Annotated in this window: 15 protein-coding genes; 10 read left to right on the forward strand and 5 right to left on the reverse strand. The window is 40.9% G+C overall.

Going from position 1 to position 18,276, the window contains the following annotated elements; genetic code table 11:
- The first annotated feature begins 1 nt into the window (after position 1).
- From cps4B to lepA, 4 genes are all read left to right on the forward strand, one after another.
- On the forward strand, positions 2-733 hold the full coding sequence (gene cps4B / locus G576_RS0110485) for a capsular polysaccharide biosynthesis protein Cps4B (protein ID WP_027974564.1): 732 nt from the start codon (positions 2-4) through the stop codon (positions 731-733).
- 8 nt (positions 734-741) lie between these two features.
- On the forward strand, positions 742-1,437 hold the full coding sequence (locus G576_RS0110490; RefSeq protein ID WP_027974565.1) for a Wzz/FepE/Etk N-terminal domain-containing protein: 696 nt from the start codon (positions 742-744) through the stop codon (positions 1,435-1,437).
- 8 nt (positions 1,438-1,445) lie between these two features.
- A complete protein-coding gene (locus G576_RS0110495) occupies positions 1,446-2,162 on the forward strand; it encodes a tyrosine-protein kinase (protein ID WP_027974566.1) in 717 nt (238 codons plus the stop codon).
- A 113-nt stretch (positions 2,163-2,275) separates the two neighbouring features.
- Entirely contained in the window at positions 2,276-4,108 is a 1,833-nt protein-coding gene (gene lepA, locus G576_RS0110500; protein ID WP_027974567.1) for a translation elongation factor 4, read from the forward strand.
- Between the two features lie 242 nt (positions 4,109-4,350).
- Here lepA and nrdF read toward each other — a convergent pair whose 3' ends face one another.
- From nrdF to nrdH, 3 genes are all read right to left on the reverse strand, one after another.
- Positions 4,351-5,310: a class 1b ribonucleoside-diphosphate reductase subunit beta gene (gene nrdF / locus G576_RS0110505; protein ID WP_027974568.1), complete on the reverse strand. Its 960-nt coding sequence runs from the start codon at positions 5,308-5,310 to the stop codon at positions 4,351-4,353.
- Between the two features lie 180 nt (positions 5,311-5,490).
- On the reverse strand, positions 5,491-7,650 hold the full coding sequence (gene nrdE / locus G576_RS12760) for a class 1b ribonucleoside-diphosphate reductase subunit alpha (RefSeq protein WP_037618950.1): 2,160 nt from the start codon (positions 7,648-7,650) through the stop codon (positions 5,491-5,493).
- Positions 7,651-7,677: 27 nt separating this feature from the next.
- Positions 7,678-7,902, reverse strand: coding sequence for a glutaredoxin-like protein NrdH (nrdH, locus tag G576_RS0110520; RefSeq protein ID WP_027974569.1), 225 nt, complete (start codon positions 7,900-7,902; stop codon positions 7,678-7,680).
- A 303-nt stretch (positions 7,903-8,205) separates the two neighbouring features.
- On the opposite strand from nrdH, the gene G576_RS0110525 reads away from it, so the two are divergent.
- The 3 genes from G576_RS0110525 (at position 8,206) to dnaX (ending at position 10,777) form a co-directional block, all read left to right on the forward strand.
- Positions 8,206-8,481, forward strand: a complete 276-nt coding sequence (locus G576_RS0110525) for an HU family DNA-binding protein (protein WP_027974570.1) — start codon at positions 8,206-8,208, stop codon at positions 8,479-8,481.
- A gap of 128 nt (positions 8,482-8,609) precedes the next feature.
- On the forward strand, positions 8,610-9,107 hold the full coding sequence (locus G576_RS0110535) for a GAF domain-containing protein (RefSeq protein WP_027974571.1): 498 nt from the start codon (positions 8,610-8,612) through the stop codon (positions 9,105-9,107).
- On the forward strand, positions 9,107-10,777 hold the full coding sequence (dnaX, locus tag G576_RS0110540; protein ID WP_027974572.1) for a DNA polymerase III subunit gamma/tau: 1,671 nt from the start codon (positions 9,107-9,109) through the stop codon (positions 10,775-10,777). The genes G576_RS0110535 and dnaX overlap by 1 nt, the downstream gene beginning before the upstream one ends.
- A gap of 281 nt (positions 10,778-11,058) precedes the next feature.
- On the opposite strand, the gene birA is transcribed toward dnaX, so the two are convergent.
- Positions 11,059-11,997 (reverse strand): bifunctional biotin--[acetyl-CoA-carboxylase] ligase/biotin operon repressor BirA, encoded by a 939-nt coding sequence (birA, locus tag G576_RS0110545; RefSeq protein WP_027974573.1) that lies wholly within the window; start codon positions 11,995-11,997, stop codon positions 11,059-11,061.
- A 225-nt stretch (positions 11,998-12,222) separates the two neighbouring features.
- Between birA and metK the strand changes: the two genes are divergently transcribed.
- On the forward strand, positions 12,223-13,413 hold the full coding sequence (metK, locus tag G576_RS0110550; RefSeq protein ID WP_027974574.1) for a methionine adenosyltransferase: 1,191 nt from the start codon (positions 12,223-12,225) through the stop codon (positions 13,411-13,413).
- Between the two features lie 381 nt (positions 13,414-13,794).
- Positions 13,795-15,003 carry a serine/threonine transporter SstT gene (gene sstT, locus G576_RS0110555; RefSeq protein WP_027974575.1) on the forward strand — a complete coding sequence of 403 codons (1,209 nt, stop codon included), beginning with the start codon at positions 13,795-13,797 and terminating at the stop codon, positions 15,001-15,003.
- A gap of 658 nt (positions 15,004-15,661) precedes the next feature.
- Here the strand turns inward: sstT and lysS are convergent.
- Complete coding sequence (gene lysS, locus G576_RS0110560; protein ID WP_027974576.1) at positions 15,662-17,152, reverse strand: lysine--tRNA ligase; 1,491 nt, start codon at positions 17,150-17,152, stop codon at positions 15,662-15,664.
- Between the two features lie 191 nt (positions 17,153-17,343).
- Here lysS and G576_RS0110565 point away from each other — a divergent pair, with 191 nt between their 5' ends.
- Complete coding sequence (locus G576_RS0110565) at positions 17,344-18,246, forward strand: HAD family hydrolase (protein ID WP_027974577.1); 903 nt, start codon at positions 17,344-17,346, stop codon at positions 18,244-18,246.
- The last annotated feature ends 30 nt before the right edge of the window (positions 18,247-18,276 follow it).

Consider the following 18,276-nt stretch of genomic DNA (forward strand, 5'->3'; position numbering starts at 1 on the left):
AATGATTGACATCCACACTCATATTATTTTTGGTGTTGACGATGGTCCTGCGACTCTTGAAGAGAGCCTTGCCCTTATCAAGGAGTCATACCGCCAGGGGGTTAGAACCATTGTTGCGACCTCTCATCGCCGAAAGGGCATGTTTGAAACACCAGAGGCAACCATTCTTTCTCACTTTGCTATTGTAAAGGACGAGGTTGAATTGCTATTGCCAGAGATGACCCTACTTTATGGGGGAGAGATTTATTTTACAACGGACATCGTTTCAAAACTTGAAAACCAGACGATACCAACTCTTAACGGCACGCGTTTTGCTTTGGTCGAATTTTCTTCGATGACACCTTGGAAAACGATACACGGAGCTGTAGAAGACTTATTAAATGTAGGGATTACACCTCTTGTTGCACATATCGAACGTTACAATGCCTTGGAAAATCACAAGGAGCGTGTCAAGGAGTTGATTGATATGGGTTGCTACACACAAGTTAATAGTTCTCACCTATTGAAGGCAAAGCTTTTTGGAGATAAGTATAAGGTTTTCAAAAAGCGCGCGGCTTATTTTTTGGAAGAGGATCTGGTTCATTGTGTGGCTAGTGATATGCATAATCTGGAAGGTCGAAAACCTTATATGCAAGAGGCCTACGCTCTTGTTGAAAAAAAGTTTGGTGCCAAAAAAGCTAAACAACTCTTCCATGACAACCCAGCTACTTTATTAGCAAATCAATTTATTTAGGAGAAATCATGCAAAACCAAAACGATTCACAACTTGAAATTGATGTATTACATCTTTTGAAAAAACTCTGGCTACGTAAATTTGCCATCATTTTCACAGCTCTAGTCTTTGCCTTGGCTACTTTGGCTGGTAGCATTTTCTTAATCACACCTAAGTATGAATCTTTGACAAAACTCTACGTCATCAACAAGGCTTCAGATGATACAAAAATTTCTACGCAAGATTTACAGGCAGGAGATTATTTGGTAAAAGACTACAAAGAGATTATTACTTCTAAGACTGTTCTTTCAACGATTATTGAACGAGAACAGCTTGATTTATCACCCTCAGAATTGAGTTCAAAAGTGCGTATTGATATTCCAGTCAATACTCGTATCATTTCCATTACAGTGACAGATGAAAATCCTGAAGTTGCTAGTCAATTAGCCAATACTTACCGAGAAGTTGCTTCTGAAAAAGTTAAAGAAGTAACTAACGTTGAGGATGTTAAGACGATTGAAGAAGCAGAGCCATCATCATCACCGTCCTCACCAAATCTCAAAAGAAATGCAATTTTGGGACTGTTAGCGGGAGGATTTTTAGCAATCGTTATTATCCTTGTTAAAGAGGTTCTGGATGACCGCGTACACCGTGCAGAAGATGTAGAAGAAGTTCTTCACATGACCCTTCTTGGTGTTATTCCAGATATTAATAAGATGAAATAGGAGCGATTATGGCACTCTTAGAATTAGTAAAATCAAAACAAGATCTTTATACACAAGTTGAAGAATACTACAATAGCATTCGTACCAATATCCAATTCAGTGGTCAAGACATCCGTGTCATTGCTCTCACATCTGTACAACCTGGCGAGGGGAAATCAACCACATCATCTAACCTAGCAATATCTTTTGCAAATGCTGGTTTTAAAACCATTTTAATTGATGCAGATACCCGAAATTCAGTTTTGTCAGGATCTTTTAAAGCGACTGGCAAGGTCAATGGCTTGACTGGTTACTTATCAGGGAATGCCTACCTATCGGAAGCTATTTGTGAAACTAACGTTCCTAATTTATCCATTATTCCTGCTGGAAAAACAGCTCCAAATCCAACAACTCTCTTGCAAAATAGTAATTTTACAAGCATGGTTGATAGTCTTAAGGAGTACTACGATTACATTATTATCGATACACCACCGATTGGTCTTGTTATCGATGCGGCTATCATTGCTCAAAAATGTGACGGGACTATCATCGTGACCGAGGCAGGAGCTATTAAGCGCAAGTTTGTTCAAAAAGCTAAGGAGCAAATGGAACAAAGCGGCGCTGCTTTTCTTGGTATTATCTTAAATAAGGTTGATAGCCAACTAGATTCATATGGGGCTTACGGTAATTACGGTAGCTATGGTCAAAAAGCTGATCAAAAGAAAGGCAAACGCAGAAGAAAGTGACAGAGACTCGCATCGTTTAAGGTGTGAAAGTAACAAATGGGAGTCAGAGACTTTTGTCTCAGGCTCTTTTTTGGTATAATAAGAGCAAAGCTCTTTTGGAAAGATTAAGAAAAATGCCTACTATCGAAGAATTAAAAAAACGTCAGGAGAAGATTCGTAACTTCTCCATTATTGCCCATATTGACCATGGCAAATCAACTCTAGCTGATCGGATTTTGGAAAAAACTGAGACTGTTTCCAGTCGTGAAATGCAGGCGCAGCTGTTGGATTCTATGGACTTAGAACGTGAGCGTGGGATTACTATCAAGCTTAACGCAGTACAGCTCAACTATACGGCTAAAGATGGAGAAAGCTATATTTTCCACCTGATTGACACTCCGGGGCACGTTGACTTTACATATGAGGTGTCTCGTTCTTTGGCAGCCTGTGAAGGTGCTATTTTAGTTGTTGATGCGGCTCAAGGTATTGAAGCGCAGACTCTTGCTAATGTTTATTTAGCACTTGATAATGACTTGGAAATTTTACCTGTTATCAATAAAATTGATTTGCCTGCAGCTGATCCTGAGCGCGTTCGTGCTGAAATCGAAGATGTCATTGGTTTAGATGCTTCGGAAGCTGTTCCAGCATCAGCCAAGGCAGGTATCGGTATTGAGGAAATTTTGGAGCAGATTGTTGAAAAAGTACCCGCACCAACTGGTAACGTGGAAGCACCGCTTCAAGCTCTAATTTTTGACTCAGTTTATGATCCTTATCGTGGGGTTATCTTACAAGTTCGTATTGTTAATGGCATGGTTAAGCCTGGAGATAAGATTCAGATGATGTCTAATGGCAAGACATTTGATGTGACAGAGGTTGGTATTTTTACACCTAAGGCTATTGGTCGTGATTATCTTGCTACGGGTGATGTTGGTTATATTGCGGCTTCTATCAAGACGGTTGCTGATACTCGTGTTGGTGATACGGTGACGCTTGCTGATACTCCAGCTGATCAGGCTCTCTCTGGCTACAAACAGATGAATCCTATGGTGTTTGCGGGGCTTTACCCAATCGAATCCAATAAGTACAATGATCTCCGTGAGGCTTTGGAGAAACTCCAGCTCAACGATGCCAGTTTGCAATTTGAACCAGAAACCTCACAAGCTCTAGGCTTTGGTTTCCGCTGTGGTTTCTTGGGACTTCTTCACATGGATGTTATCCAAGAGCGCTTGGAGCGTGAGTTTAATATTGATTTAATCATGACAGCGCCGTCCGTTGTTTATAACGTTCAAACGACTGATGGTGAGGAAATCAGTGTTTCTAACCCGTCTGAATTTCCAGATCCAACTCGTATCTCTGCTATTGAAGAGCCTTATGTCAAGGCACAAATCATGGTACCACAAGAGTATGTGGGTGCGGTCATGGAGCTCGCCCAGCGCAAGCGTGGAGACTTTGTGACTATGGACTACATTGACGATAATCGTGTCAATGTTATTTACCAGATTCCATTGGCTGAAATTGTCTTTGATTTCTTTGACAAACTCAAGTCTTCAACCCGTGGCTATGCTTCTTTTGACTATGAAATTTCAGAATATCGTGCCTCTCGATTGGTGAAAATGGATATCCTCCTCAATGGAGATAAGGTTGATGCGCTTAGCTTTATTGTTCATAAAGACTTTGCTTATGAACGCGGTAAGTTAATTGTTGATAAATTGAAGAAAATAATCCCCCGTCAGCAATTTGAGGTACCTATTCAGGCGGCTATTGGGCACAAGATTGTGGCGCGTACAGACATCAAGGCCCTACGTAAAAATGTTCTGGCTAAATGTTATGGTGGAGACGTTTCCCGTAAGCGTAAATTACTTGAAAAACAAAAAGCTGGTAAGAAGCGTATGAAAGCTATTGGTTCTGTTGAAGTTCCCCAAGAAGCCTTCTTGTCTGTTCTTTCAATGGATGAAGATGAAAAGTAAAATTTATTTCTGATGACACAAAGGAAGCTGGGACAAATGATTTTGATTCATGTGATTTTTCATCAGTAACTCTGATAATTAAACATAAAAAGTGAACAATGCTGGATTCCGAGCATCAGAAAAGCTCAGAAAACCAGTTTTGTTCGCTTTTTATATTTGAGATTAAACGTTCGTCTCAAATTCTTTTTTACTCTATGTTATCCTAAAAAAACACCAATTAATAAATTGGTGTACATCTTGTATTAAAGTCCGTAGTTGTAATCATCATCCTGCATGGCTTCAACAGTACCAAGAAGGTAACCGTTACCGACCTGTGAGAAGAAATCATGGTTAGAAGTACCAGTTGAGATTCCGTTCATAACGATTGGATTAACATCATCGGCTGTGTCTGGAAAGAGTGGGTCTTGACCTAAGTTCATCAGAGCCTTATTGGCATTGTAGCGAAGGAAGGTCAAGACTTCCTCGGTCCAACCAACAGAGTCGTAGAGGGAGTGCGTGTAGTTTTCCTCATTTTCGTAAAGTTCATAAAGTAAGTCGTACATCCACTCACGAAACTCGAGTTGTTTTTCTTCCGATAATTCGTTAAAACCAAGTTGGAATTTGTAACCAATGTAAGTTCCATGAACAGACTCATCGCGTATGATAAGCTTGATAATCTCAGCTACGTTGGCAAGTTTGTTGTTTCCAAGATAATAGAGTGGTGTGAAGAAACCAGAGTAGAAGAGGAAGGTTTCAAGATAGGTTGAAGCAACTTTTTTCTGTAGAGCATCACCATTTTTGTAGATTTCATTGATGATTTGAGCTTTTTTCTGCAAAAATTCGTTGGTGTTTGTCCACTCAAAGATGTCTTCGATTTCTTTTTTAGTGTTGAGAGTTGAGAAGATTGATGAGTAGGATTTTGCATGGACAGATTCCATGAATTGGATGTTATTCAAAACAGCCTCTTCATGTGGCGTGCGAACATCTGCGCGGATAGCTTCGATACCAGATTCAGATTGCATGGTATCAAGAAGGGTCAAGCCTCCAAAAACCTTTCCAACTAAGTCTTTCTCTGCAGCGCTCAGCTTTCTCCAGTCATCCAAGTCATTTGACAGGGGAATACGAGTATCTAGCCAAAATTGTTCGGTCAGCTTTTCCCAGGTTGACTTGTCAATCACATCTTCGATTTCGTTCCAGTTAATAGCGTTGTAGTAAGTTTGCATAATGACTTCTTTCGTTTGTTTACTAGATATTTTCCAGCTTCAGGATTGCCGTGGCGTCATCCGTCAATAGCTATTGATTTAAATCGTTTTTATTCTCATTTTTTCGTTTTGTTTTATCAAGACCAAGCATGATAATTTCCTAAATGATGGCATTAAAAACTATTTTACTTTGTGAAAAAATCAGATGACACAACTCTCACACTGATTAGAACCCACTTCCTCACCGTCATCGGTATAGGTACGAACGTAGTAAATCGATTTGATGCCTTTATTATAAGCATAGTTGCGGAGGATGGAGAGGTCTCGAGTCGTTTGTTTACTTTCCGTCTTCCATTCGTAGAGCTCTTTTGGTAATTCGCTGCGCAGGAAGAGGGTCATCGAAAGTCCCTGATCCACATGTTCGGTAGCAGCAGCATAGACATCAATCATCTTGCGCATATCCATGTCGTAAGCCGAAGTATAATATGGGATTGTATCAGTAGATAGCCCGTAAGCTGGGTAGTAGATCTTACCGATTTTCTTTTCTTGTCGTTCCTCAATACGTTGGGTAATCGGATGGATAGAAGCAGAGCAGTCATTGATATAAGAGATAGAGCCGTTTGGCGCAACTGCTAAGCGATTTTGATGATAAAGGCCGTGCTCCTTGACTAATTCACGAAGAGCAGCCCAGTCTTCACCAGTCGGAATGAAATGGTCTTTGAAAAGCTCTTTTACTAAGTCAGACTTAGGCGCAAATTGACCAGTCACATATTTATCAAAATAAGAGCCGTTTGCATAAGCTGACTTGTCAAAATTAGCAAAAGAAACGCCACGTTCACGAGCTATATTGTTTGACTCTACTAAGGTCCAATAATTCATGAGCATGAAGTAAATATCGGTAAATTCAATAGACTCAGGTGAGCCGTACTCAATGTGGTTAACGGCCAAGTAAGAGTGAAGTCCCATGGCACCAAGACCAAAGGTATGAGCCTGAGAGTTACCGTATTTGACAGTTGGAACAGCATCAATACTTGATGAATCAGTGACAAAAGTTAGAGCACGTGTCATGGTTCTGATGGACTTTCCAAAGTCAGGGGATGTCATCATATTGATTACGTTGGTTGATCCAAGGTTGCATGAGATGTCCATGCCCATTTTGAGAAATTCTTGAGCGTCGTTAATCTCGCTTGTGGTTTGAATTTGAAGAATTTCTGAACACAAGTTTGACATGATGATTTTACCATCAATTGGATTGGCACGGTTAGCTGTATCAATGTTGACGATGTAAGGATAGCCAGATTCTTGCTGGAGTTTTGAAATTTCAGTTTCCAAATCACGAGCTTTGATTTTAGTCTTGGTAATATTGGGGTTGGCAACCAATTCGTCGTACATTTCAGTGATATCAATATAGTTGAAAGGAATACCGTATTCTTTTTCAACTGTGTAAGGGCTGAAAAGGTACATGTCTTGGTTGTTACGCGCAAGCTCATAGAATTTATCAGGAACAGTTACGCCCAGAGAGAGAGTTTTGACACGAACTTTTTCATCAGCATTTTCTTTTTTGGTAGAAAGAAAAGCAATAATATCTGGGTGGAAGACATTGAGGTAAACCACACCTGCTCCTTGACGCTGACCAAGTTGGTTTGAGTAAGAAAAGCTGTCCTCAAAAAGCTTCATAACAGGAACGACTCCTGAAGCAGCACCAGCGTAGCCTTTGATTGGAGCACCAGCTTCACGTAGGTTATTGAGTGAAATTCCTACACCACCACCAATACGGGATAGTTGCAAAGCAGAGTTAATGGAGCGTCCAATAGAGTTCATATCGTCAGTCACTTGAATTAGGAAACAAGATACTAATTCTCCGCGACGACTGCGTCCAGCATTGAGGAATGATGGGGTCGCAGGCTGATAGCGCTGGTGAATCATTTCCATCGCTAAATCGTGAGCTAATTCTTCATTGCCGTCCGCAAAATAGAGTGCGTTAAACATAACGCGATCTTCGATAGACTCTAGGTAGAACTCCCCAGCATTATCTTTCAGGGCATACTGCTGATAAAATTTGTAAGCCGCCATGAAAGACTTGAAGCGGAAGTTTTCCTTTTTCAAGTCCCGTGCTAGTCTTTCAATAAAATCTGGTGAATATTTAGCAATGAAGTCTGTCTCAATGTAGTCATGCTCAATCAAATAGCTAATTTTATCCATCATACTATCGAAAGTCATGGTGTTTGGATTCACATTTTCTTTGAAGAAGGAATCAAGTGCTTCTTTATCTTTGTGGAGAGGAATTTGACCGTTGACTGGTCGGTTGATTTCATTATTGAGGCGGAAGTAGGAAACGTCGCCTAAATCTTTCAATGACATTGTGATGTTCCTTTTCTATAGTGAAGATTATACGATTTCTTTCAATTTTGCAGGCTGGAAACCTGAGAAGACAAGATCACCTGCTTCGATAACTGGAGCTGCTGTAAAGCCTAGAGATTTCACATAATCGATTTTTTCGGGTTGTTCGTCAATGTTGATTTCTTCAAAATCAGCACCAGCTTTTTCCAAAAATTTCTTTGTCATATTGCATTGCATACAGTTATGTTTTGAGTAAACAGTAATTTTTGCCATTTCTTTTCTCCTTAGATTGATACTTTACTAGCATACCAAAATCTACAGAAAATGCAACTTTAAAATCCTAGCCTAACACAAAATATAGTACGGACATTTTTCAGAAACTACCATATATAGTGGTTTCATCGGATTTTACTTTAGAGCATTGATTTGTTTGATGGCACCCAAATTTCTTAAAATGGCTTAAATTCCCTTGAAATTTTGGGAAAAGACTCGTAAAACTTGACTATGAAGCGTTTTTAAGTTATGATAAACACTGTTAGAGCAATGTGCTCAAAAAAAATTGGAGGATTTGTTAACATGGCTAACAAACAAGATTTGATTGCAAAAGTTGCGGAAAGCACTTCGTTGACTAAAAAAGATTCAGCAGCAGCAGTAGACGCTGTCTTTGCAGCAGTTTCAGAATACCTTGCAGCTGGTGAAAAAGTTCAGCTTATTGGTTTTGGTAACTTCGAAGTTCGCGAACGCGCAGCTCGTACAGGTCGTAACCCACAAACTGGTGAAGAAATCACTATCGCAGCTTCAAAAGTTCCAGCATTCAAAGCTGGTAAAGCACTTAAAGACGCTGTAAAATAATTTAACGTGAAAAAGCCTATTGTATCAACGTTTCTACGTTATGCAGTAGGCTTTTTTTGTGTTTTGGGGTGGGCGACTTCTGTTTTTTCTGTGAAGAAAATTCAGCTAGCATGTGCTATAATATTCCTATGGAAAATAAGCAAAAAATTGAAAATTATGAATTATTGTTAATGCAAGCTCAGGGACTTTTTGCAAATGAGACGAATGCATTAGCAAATCTATCAAATGCTTCGGCTATGTTGAATGGAATCTTGCCAAATTCAGTTTTTACAGGATTTTATCTATACAATGGTAAAGAATTAATTTTAGGACCATTTCAGGGTGGCGTTTCCTGTGTTCATATCGCACTTGGAAAAGGTGTCTGCGGTGAATCAGCTCAGAAGCGCCAAACGATGATTGTTGACGATGTGACCAAACATGCCAACTACATTTCTTGTGACAGCGCAGCAATGTCTGAAATTGTTATCCCTATGGTTAAAAACGAACAGTTAGTTGGTGTGCTTGATTTAGATTCACGTTTGATAGCGGACTATGATGCTATTGATAAAGATTATCTAGAAAAATTTGTGGCAATTTTGCTTGAAAAAACCATTTTTAACTTTGACATGTTTGGAGTAGAAAGCTAATGTACCAAGCTCTTTATCGAAAATACCGCAGCCAAGCCTTTGATGAGATGGTCGGTCAGGAAGTGATTTCAACCACTTTGAAACAAGCTGTCGCTTCTGGTAAAATCAGTCATGCTTATCTTTTTTCTGGACCTCGCGGAACGGGTAAGACCTCGGCGGCAAAAATCTTTGCAAAGGCCATGAACTGTCCTAATCAAGTAGACGGCGAGCCTTGTAATGACTGTGATATTTGCCGTGACATCACTAATGGTAGCCTTGAGGATGTGATTGAAATTGACGCAGCCTCAAATAACGGCGTTGATGAAATCCGCGAGATTCGGGATAAATCAACGTATGCACCTAGCCGTGCCACATACAAGGTTTATATCATTGATGAGGTCCACATGCTTTCAACAGGAGCTTTCAACGCCCTATTGAAAACTTTGGAAGAACCAACTGAAAATGTGGTTTTCATTTTGGCAACGACGGAGTTGCACAAGATTCCCGCCACAATCTTATCACGTGTGCAACGCTTTGAATTTAAATCGATCAAACAGGTGGCCATTCAGGGGCATTTAGCGAGTATTTTAAGGACTGAAGGCATTGCTTTTGATGAGGATGCCCTGGTTATCATTGCTAGACGTGCTGAAGGTGGTATGCGTGATGCCCTGTCAATTTTGGATCAGGCGCTTAGCTTGGCTCCAGATAATCAAGTGACGGTTGCTGTTGCAGAGGAAATTACAGGCTCCATTGGTCTAGTGGCGCTAGATACTTATGTCTCAAACATCCGCCAACATCAGGTGACGGCTGCCCTTGAAAATCTTGAAACGCTCTTTAACAACGGTAAGTCCATGAGCCGTTTTGCCACAGATTTACTGACTTATCTGCGTGATTTGCTTATTGTGCAGACAGGTGGCACGGTAGCCCGCCAAACAGTGGCTTTCTCTGAAAATCTGTCCATCCCTCAGAGTCAAATTTTTACCATGATTGACACGGTGACGACAAGTTTGCCTGAGATTAAGACAGGTACTCACCCTAAGATTTATGCAGAGATGATGACCATTCGCTTGGGGCAAGCAAGCCAAGCTGCTCAGTTGGACATTTTTGAAAACCTAGAAGCGGAGCTCAGCCAGTTACGATCTGAAATCGCAGAGCTGAAAAAACAAGTGGCTCAAGGGGCATCCGCTCCTAGCTCTGCCATTGTTCCAAAATCGCAAAGTAAGAAAAGTGCTGTCGCTTTCAAAGTGGATAGGGTGAAAATCGTGACCATTATGGAAGAAACAGTAGCAGATAGCCAACGCTCTAGAGAATATCTGGAGGCACTAAAAGGAGCTTGGAATGAGATTTTAGACTCCATCTCAGCTCAGGATAGGGCGCTCCTTTTAGGTTCTGAACCTGTATTAGCCAACTCAGAAAACGCCATCTTAGCTTTTGACGCAGCCTTTAATGCCGAGCAAGTTATGAAGCGTGAAAATCTCAATGCTATCTTTGGCAACATTATGAGCAAGGCTGCTGGTTTTTCACCACAAATTATGGCAGTACCACGTCAGGATTTCAACGATATTAGGAGCGAATTTGCCCAAAAAATGAAGGCACAGCGCATTGAGCAAGTTGAAGAGACGGATGAGACGCCAGCTTTACCAGAAGAATTTTCATACTTGGCAACTAAGGTGGAGATTTTAGAAGATTAGAAAAGACTAGGATAAAAATCCTAACCTTTTGACATTATTGCAGATAAGCGCTTTAGCGCAGCAGTTGATTGAAAGCCATCATCAACCCTTGTAATATAATGGATGGCCCTTCCTAATCAAGTGTAATGACCTGTGGGACCTTTTGAAGCGGGGCTTATAAGTTGACGGTAGTCAGCTTACATCAATCAAAGTCTGGGGATAGGCTGTTTTTGGTGACTACCTGAAAAGGGGAAAGTGATGAAAAATTGAGAAGAATGTCAATTTTTCATCACTTTCTTAGCTTACCAAGAAGTCAAACTAACTTCACCGCTGGAAATTTCCATGAGTCCACCCTTATCTAGCTCTACCAGAAGTCCACCAGTTGGTGTGATGTCCTGAGCAATTCCAGAGTAATCTTCGCCATTTTGAGTAAAGGTGACATGTCTGTCTAGGACTAAGGATTTATCACGATAAACTTTATAGAGATCTTGCTCGGGAACGGTGGAGAAAATCTGCCAAATTTCGCTAATCAATTCGTTGCGCGTGATGTTAGGATTTTCCTCTGAAAACAGACTACCGACCTTGAGTGACAGCTCATCTGGGATATTTTTTAGATGAAAATTGATTCCTACGCCAATGATGACATCAGTGATGGTACCTGTCTCTATTGAGGAAACCGCCTCGGTCAAGATACCGACAATTTTCTTGCCATCTAGATAGATATCATTGACCCACTTGATGTCGCAATCTTTGCCAGTCAGACGGTGAATAGCACGAACTGTAGCGCTGGCAACCATGATGGTATAGGTCGGAAGATTATCAAAGGAGACGTTTGGCTTGATATGAAGGCTCATGTAAATGCCTCCATCTTTCTCAGCGAAAAACTGCCGCCCCATGCGACCACGAGCAGCTGTCTGATTTCCTGCCAGATAGAGACGAGGTGAGGAATTACCCCTATCCATTCCCTGCTTTGCATCTAACTGGGTAGAAGCGCTACTTTGCATAAAAGTTACCGGAAGCCCTGTTTTTTGTGTAATCTTGTCAGGAATAAGGAGGTCGCCCGATAGCCAACGATAGCCTTTTCCTTTACAGGTCTCGATAGAAACCCCTTGTTCCTCCAGAGTTTTAATTGCTTTCCAAATAGCTGTGCGAGATACTTGCAAGGATTGTGCCAGCATTTCACCGGTCATAAACTCCTTTTTCTCGTAGAGGGCCTCAAAAATTTTTTCGTAGGTTTTCATAAGTCTAGTATAGCACAAAAAAGCTCTTGGACAGCATTTTATAGAATAAATTTAATGGTAAAAATGAACGGAATATGTTAGAATACTAGGGTTATTAAGTCCCGAAAAGGCGGCTGTAAGGAAAAAAGGATGGAGATTTCTACTCATTACTTCGCTTGTAAAGTATCTCCTTTCAGTCGGTGCTTTGTAACCTAGTAACACTATATTATCAAGGGGGACATTTTTATGTCAGAACGTAAACTTTTCACGTCTGAGTCGGTTTCGGAGGGGCATCCGGATAAGATTGCAGACCAAATTTCAGATGCAATTTTGGATGCTATTTTAGAGCAGGATCCTGAGGCCCACGTAGCAGCTGAGACGGCTGTCTATACAGGATCAGTCCATGTTTTTGGCGAAATTTCAACGACTGCCTATGTTGATATCAACAAGGTCGTTCGTGAAACCATTGCAGAAATTGGCTACAACAACGCAGAGTACGGTTTTGCTGCGGATTCAGTAGGGGTACATCCGTCATTGATTGAACAATCTCCAGATATCGCTCAGGGAGTTAATGAAGCTCTGGAGGTGCGAGAAGGTGAGAAAGATGAGCTTAACCTGATTGGTGCGGGAGACCAAGGTCTGATGTTTGGCTTTGCTATTGATGAAACGCCAGAGCTAATGCCACTACCAATCTCACTGTCTCATAAGTTGGTGCGAAAATTAGCTGAGCTTCGTAAATCAGGTGCTATCAGCTACCTACGTCCAGATGCTAAATCTCAAGTGACAGTTGAATACGACGAAAATGATAAACCAGTACGTGTGGATACTGTTGTTATTTCAACACAACACGACCCTGAAGCAACTAACAATCAAATTCGCGAGGATATCATTAATCAAGTTATCAAGGCGGTAATTCCAGCGGAATATTTGGATGACAAAACCAAGTTTTTTATCAATCCTACTGGTCGCTTTGTTATCGGTGGTCCTCAAGGGGACTCTGGCTTGACAGGACGCAAAATTATCGTTGACACTTACGGAGGTTATTCTCGCCATGGTGGTGGTGCTTTCTCCGGTAAGGATGCAACTAAGGTCGATCGCTCAGCTTCATATGCGGCGCGCTATATTGCTAAAAATATCGTAGCGGCAGGCCTTGCTAAGAAAGCAGAAGTGCAGTTGGCCTATGCTATCGGTGTGGCCCACCCAGTCTCAGTTCGTGTCGATACTTTTGGAACTTCGACAGTTTCCGAGGCTCTTTTGGAAAAAGCGGTGCGTGAAAACTTTGACCTACGTCCAGCAGGCATCATCAAGATGCTTGACCTCAAACGTCCAATCTATAAGCAGACCGCAGCCTATGGACACATGGGACGTACAGACATTGACCTTCCATGGGAAAAATTAGATAAAGTTGATGCCCTCAAAGCAACGGTAGCAAAATAATATAGTCGAATGAATTAGCTTTCAGGCAAGGAACTAAGGTATAGGCACTACTAGAGTACGGCGAGTAGAAAGTGATGATGTATCAAAGCTAATTCAAATGACTATATGAAACATGGGGAGGCTGGGACTAAAGTCCTAGCCTTTTCACATTATTGCAGACAGTTGCTTTGGCGTAGTGGTCAATTGGAAGTCTTCATCCTTTGCTATACAATGGATAGGTTCCCTCCCAATCAACTGTTCGGAAGTGGAGGACAAAATCAAAATCAGCAAGTATACCGACTTATCGATTTTATCCTCTCTTTTTTTAGTATATTCTCAGACTATTTGACAAAAATATACAAAAAAGCTATAATAGACAGGTATATTTATAAGGAGAAAACAATGTCAAAAATAGTAGCAATCTGGCAAAAAATAGATTTGATTAAGAAGATTTCTATGGGAGTCGTTCTAGGTTTAATACTGGGTCTTATTGTTCCCAAGTTTCAGGTTATTGGACTATTGGGAACCTTATTTGTTGGAGCCTTGAAGGCTGTTGCGCCAATTTTGGTTTTCTCCTTGGTTGCGCACGCCTTGTCCCAAACCCAAAAAGGTCAGAAAACCAATATGAAAATGGTCATTTTCTTGTATCTGGTTGGAACCTTTTCTGCTTCCCTAGTGGCGGTGGTGGCTAGTTTCTTTTTTCCTATGCGCTTGGTTTTCTCTGACATAGCGTCAACGACAGACATTACACCACCTCAAGGAGTTGCTCAGGTTTTTCAAACTTTGTTATTAAATGTGGTTGACAATCCCATCAATGCTCTGGCTACCGCAAATTATATCGGTGTGCTGTCCTGGGCAGTTATCTTTGGCCTTGCCTTTCGTCACGCCAGTCATCAGACTAAGGATTTGTTGCAGTCAGCGGCTGAAGTAACTTCAAAAGTAGTAACTTGGGTTATCAACTTGGCGCCATTTGGTATTATGGGGCTGGTTTTCTCAACGATTGCAAGTAATGGTCTAGTAGCCTTGAAAAATTATGGTTTGCTTTTGCTGGTCTTGGTCAGTAGTATGGTTTTTGTAGCTTTGGTGGTTAACCCTTTGATTGCCCTCTTTGTTATGAAAACCAATCCTTATCCGTTGGTTTTCCAATGTCTGCGAGAAAGTGGTGTAACTGCCTTTTTTACACGTAGTTCGGCAGCTAATATCCCTGTCAATATGAAGTTGTGTGAAAAATTGGGGCTTGATCCGGATACTTATTCAGTTTCTATTCCACTAGGTGCCACCATTAACATGGCTGGTGCAGCTGTAACCATTAACGTTTTGACTATGGCTGCGGTTCATACGCTAGGCATAACAGTTGATTTTGGTTCAGCCCTGCTTTTGTCCGTCGTAGCTGCCTTATCTGCCGCCGGCGCTTCAGGTGTGGCAGGAGGATCACTCCTCCTTATTCCTGTAGCCTGTAGCCTCTTTGGTATTCCAAATGACCTTGCTATGCAGGTCGTAGGAGTGGGATTTGTGGTTGGGGTTATCCAAGACTCTTGCGAAACAGCTCTCAATTCATCAACAGATGTTCTCTTTACTGCCGTAGCTGAAAAATCAGCTTGGAAAAAATAAACTTCTTCAAGACGAGTGACTCCCCATATCGTGGACTGTGAAAAACAAAAATTTTCACAAGAAACTATAAGAGGAGTTTTCGTATGTCCAAAAGAAGTCCAAAGTCTGCATCTGAGAAACTAGAAAACTTCTACAGTTATTTGAATTAGCTTTGAAAAGGCAACAAGAGTTGTTTAAACTCGTCGGTAAAGTATAGAAATGATACAATAAACATTTGGTGTGCAGTTGCGAGTGTACCTTTAAAATCAAGTAGAGAGCACAAAACTGACGGGAAAAAGGTTGAAAATGTTAAAATAATGCCAATCAATAACGAAGAATTGCAGAGGTTGTTGGAAAACAATACAAAAAGCAGTCAGTTAATTTCGAATGTTGAGAATTCATTTGCGTTGTTGCCACAAAATTTTGATTTAAGTTGGAGAGATTCAATTCTTCAATTTTAAGATTTTAAAAATTGCTTTCCGAAAAACATAAATGACAGTAGAAATTCTGCTGTCATTTTTTGTTTTCCAGAAACTAAGAAACTTCCCTTGAAATAATCCAAGAGAAGCTGTAAGTCGTTATATGTTTTTATAACTGTTTGTATTCTTGTGGTAAATTTTTGGTAAGTTGTACCAATTACTCTATAGAAACGTTGATATGACAACGTTTCTGAGACGTCTTACTTCATCGTTGGGAACAATAATACATCGCGGATAGTTGTTGTGTCAGTCAAGAGCATGCAGAGACGGTCAATACCGATTCCAAGTCCGCCTGTTGGTGGCATACCGTACTCTAAGGCTTCAACGTAATCATAGTCGATACCAGTTGCTTCATCATCACCAAGCTCTTTAGCGGCTGCTTGTGCCTCAAAACGAGACAGTTGGTCAATAGGATCGTTTAACTCAGAATAAGCGTTACCGTACTCTTTGGTCATGATAAAGAGTTCGAAACGATCAGTGAACCGTGGGTCATCTGCATTTTTCTTAGCTAGTGGAGAAACTTCTACTGGATGACCATAGACAAAAGTTGGCTGAATCAAGGTTTCCTCGACGAATTCCTCAAAGAAAGCATTGATGATGTGACCGACTGTGTTGAAATGTTTTTCAAGAGGAACCTGTTTTTCTTTGGCAAGTGCTTGCGCTTCTTCAAGGGTTATCTCTTTCCAGAAGTCAACACCAGTAATTTCTTTGACAGCATCAACCATGTGAATACGCTTGAATGGTTCGTTGATTTTGATTTCAGTTCCTTGGTATAGAATTGATCCATCGCCTTTAACAGCTTTAGCAACGTGTTGAATAATCCCTTCGGTTAGGTCCATAATGTCTTGATAGTCAGCATAAGCTTGATAGACCTCAATCATTGTAAATTCAGGGTTGTGAGTGGCGTCCATGCCTTCATTTCGGAAGATACGTCCGATTTCATAAACACGTTCCATACCTCCCACGATAAGGCGTTTCAAGTGCAGTTCAAGCGCGATACGAAGCACCATGTCAATATTTTGAGCATTGTGGTGGGTAATAAATGGGCGAGCAGCAGCACCACCAGCTTCGTTGTGAAGGACGGGCGTCTCGACTTCAAGGAAACCAAGTCCGTCCATGTAACGACGTACCTCAGAAATGATTTTTGAACGTGTTACAAAGCGGTCAAAGCTTTCACGATTTGAAATCAAATCCAAGTGGCGTTTACGATAAATGGTTTCAACATCGGTTAGCCCGTGGAACTTTTCAGGAAGTGGGCGCAGGGCTTTTGACAAATGGGTGATGTGAGTAGCCTTAATTGAAAGCTCTCCCATGTCTGTGCGCATAACGTCGCCTTCTACGCCGAGAAAGTCACCGAGGTCTGCTTTTTTGAAGATTTCGTAGTTTTCTTCGCCGACTTCATCTTTGCGGACATAAATTTGAATTTGACCTTCACGGTCTTGCAAGTGGGCAAATCCAACTTTTCCCTTACCACGCTTAGTCATGAGACGACCAGCGATAGTAGCTGTTTCTCCCAGCTCATGCAATTCGTCTTTACCTTTGTCAGCATAAAGAGCCTTTAACTCTGCAGAATTGTGGCTACGCTCAAAACGTTTTCCAAAAGGGTCAATACCTTGCTCTGCAAGGGCAGTCATTTTTTCACGACGAACAATCTGCTGGTCGTTTAATTCTTCTAAATGTTCGTTAGACATGTTATCCTCCAATAGATATTCCAAACTATTTTACCATAAAAGCTCCGCTTTTCCCACAAAAATAGCGATTTTCTTTCAAGGAAAAGTAAAGCTAAGGTGTTTTATCGTGAAAGTTCTGGTGACAGGCGCTTATTGAAAACTGTGCAGAAAGATAGTATAATAAACAGAGCAAAAAGGAAAGAAAGAGATCCATGATTACATCTATTGTTTTTGACGTTGATGATACCATCTATGACCAGCAGGCACCTTACCGCATTGCCATGGAGAAGTGTTTCCCTGACTTTGATATGAGCAAAATTAATCAGGCCTATATCCGCTTTCGTCATTATTCGGATGTTGGTTTTCCAAGGGTAATGGCAGGGCAGTGGACGACAGAATATTTTCGTTTCTGGCGGTGCAAGGAGACGCTTTTGGAGTTTGGTTATCAGGAAATCACTGAAGAAGAGGGACATCATTTTCAAGAAGTCTATGAGCATGAGCTGGAAAATATTACCATGCTTGATGAAATGCGCATGACCCTTGATTTTCTAAAATCAAAAGGTGTTCCCATAGGCATTATTACCAATGGTCCAACGGAGCACCAGCTTAAAAAAGTCAAGAAGTTAGGGTTATATGACTATGTAGATCCAAAACGTGTCATTGTCAGTCAGGCGACAGGTTTTCAAAAACCAGAAAAAGAGATTTTTAATTTGGCTGCTGAGCAATTTGACATGAATCCTCAAACGACGCTTTACGTTGGTGATTCTTATGATAATGATGTTAAGGGAGCTCATAATGGTGGGTGGCATTCTATGTGGTTTAACCATCGCGGACGCACCCTTAAACCTGGGACAAAACCGGTTTATGACGTAGCTATTGACAACTTTGAGCAACTCTTTGGTGCAGTTAAAGTCCTCTTTGACCTTCCTGATAATAAATTTATCTTTGATGTCAATGATAAGAAAAATCCAGTGCTTGAGATGGGTATCAATAATGGTCTTATGATGGCAGCCGAGCGCCTTTTAGAAAGTAACATGTCTATTGATAAGGTAGTCATCTTACTTCGCCTATCAAAAAATCAAGAGAAAATTCTACGCATGAAGTATGCGAAATAAGAGAGTGTGATAAAAAAAGCAAGAGCCCTC

The organism is Streptococcus porci DSM 23759 (assembly GCF_000423765.1).
Classification (GTDB): domain Bacteria; phylum Bacillota; class Bacilli; order Lactobacillales; family Streptococcaceae; genus Streptococcus; species Streptococcus porci.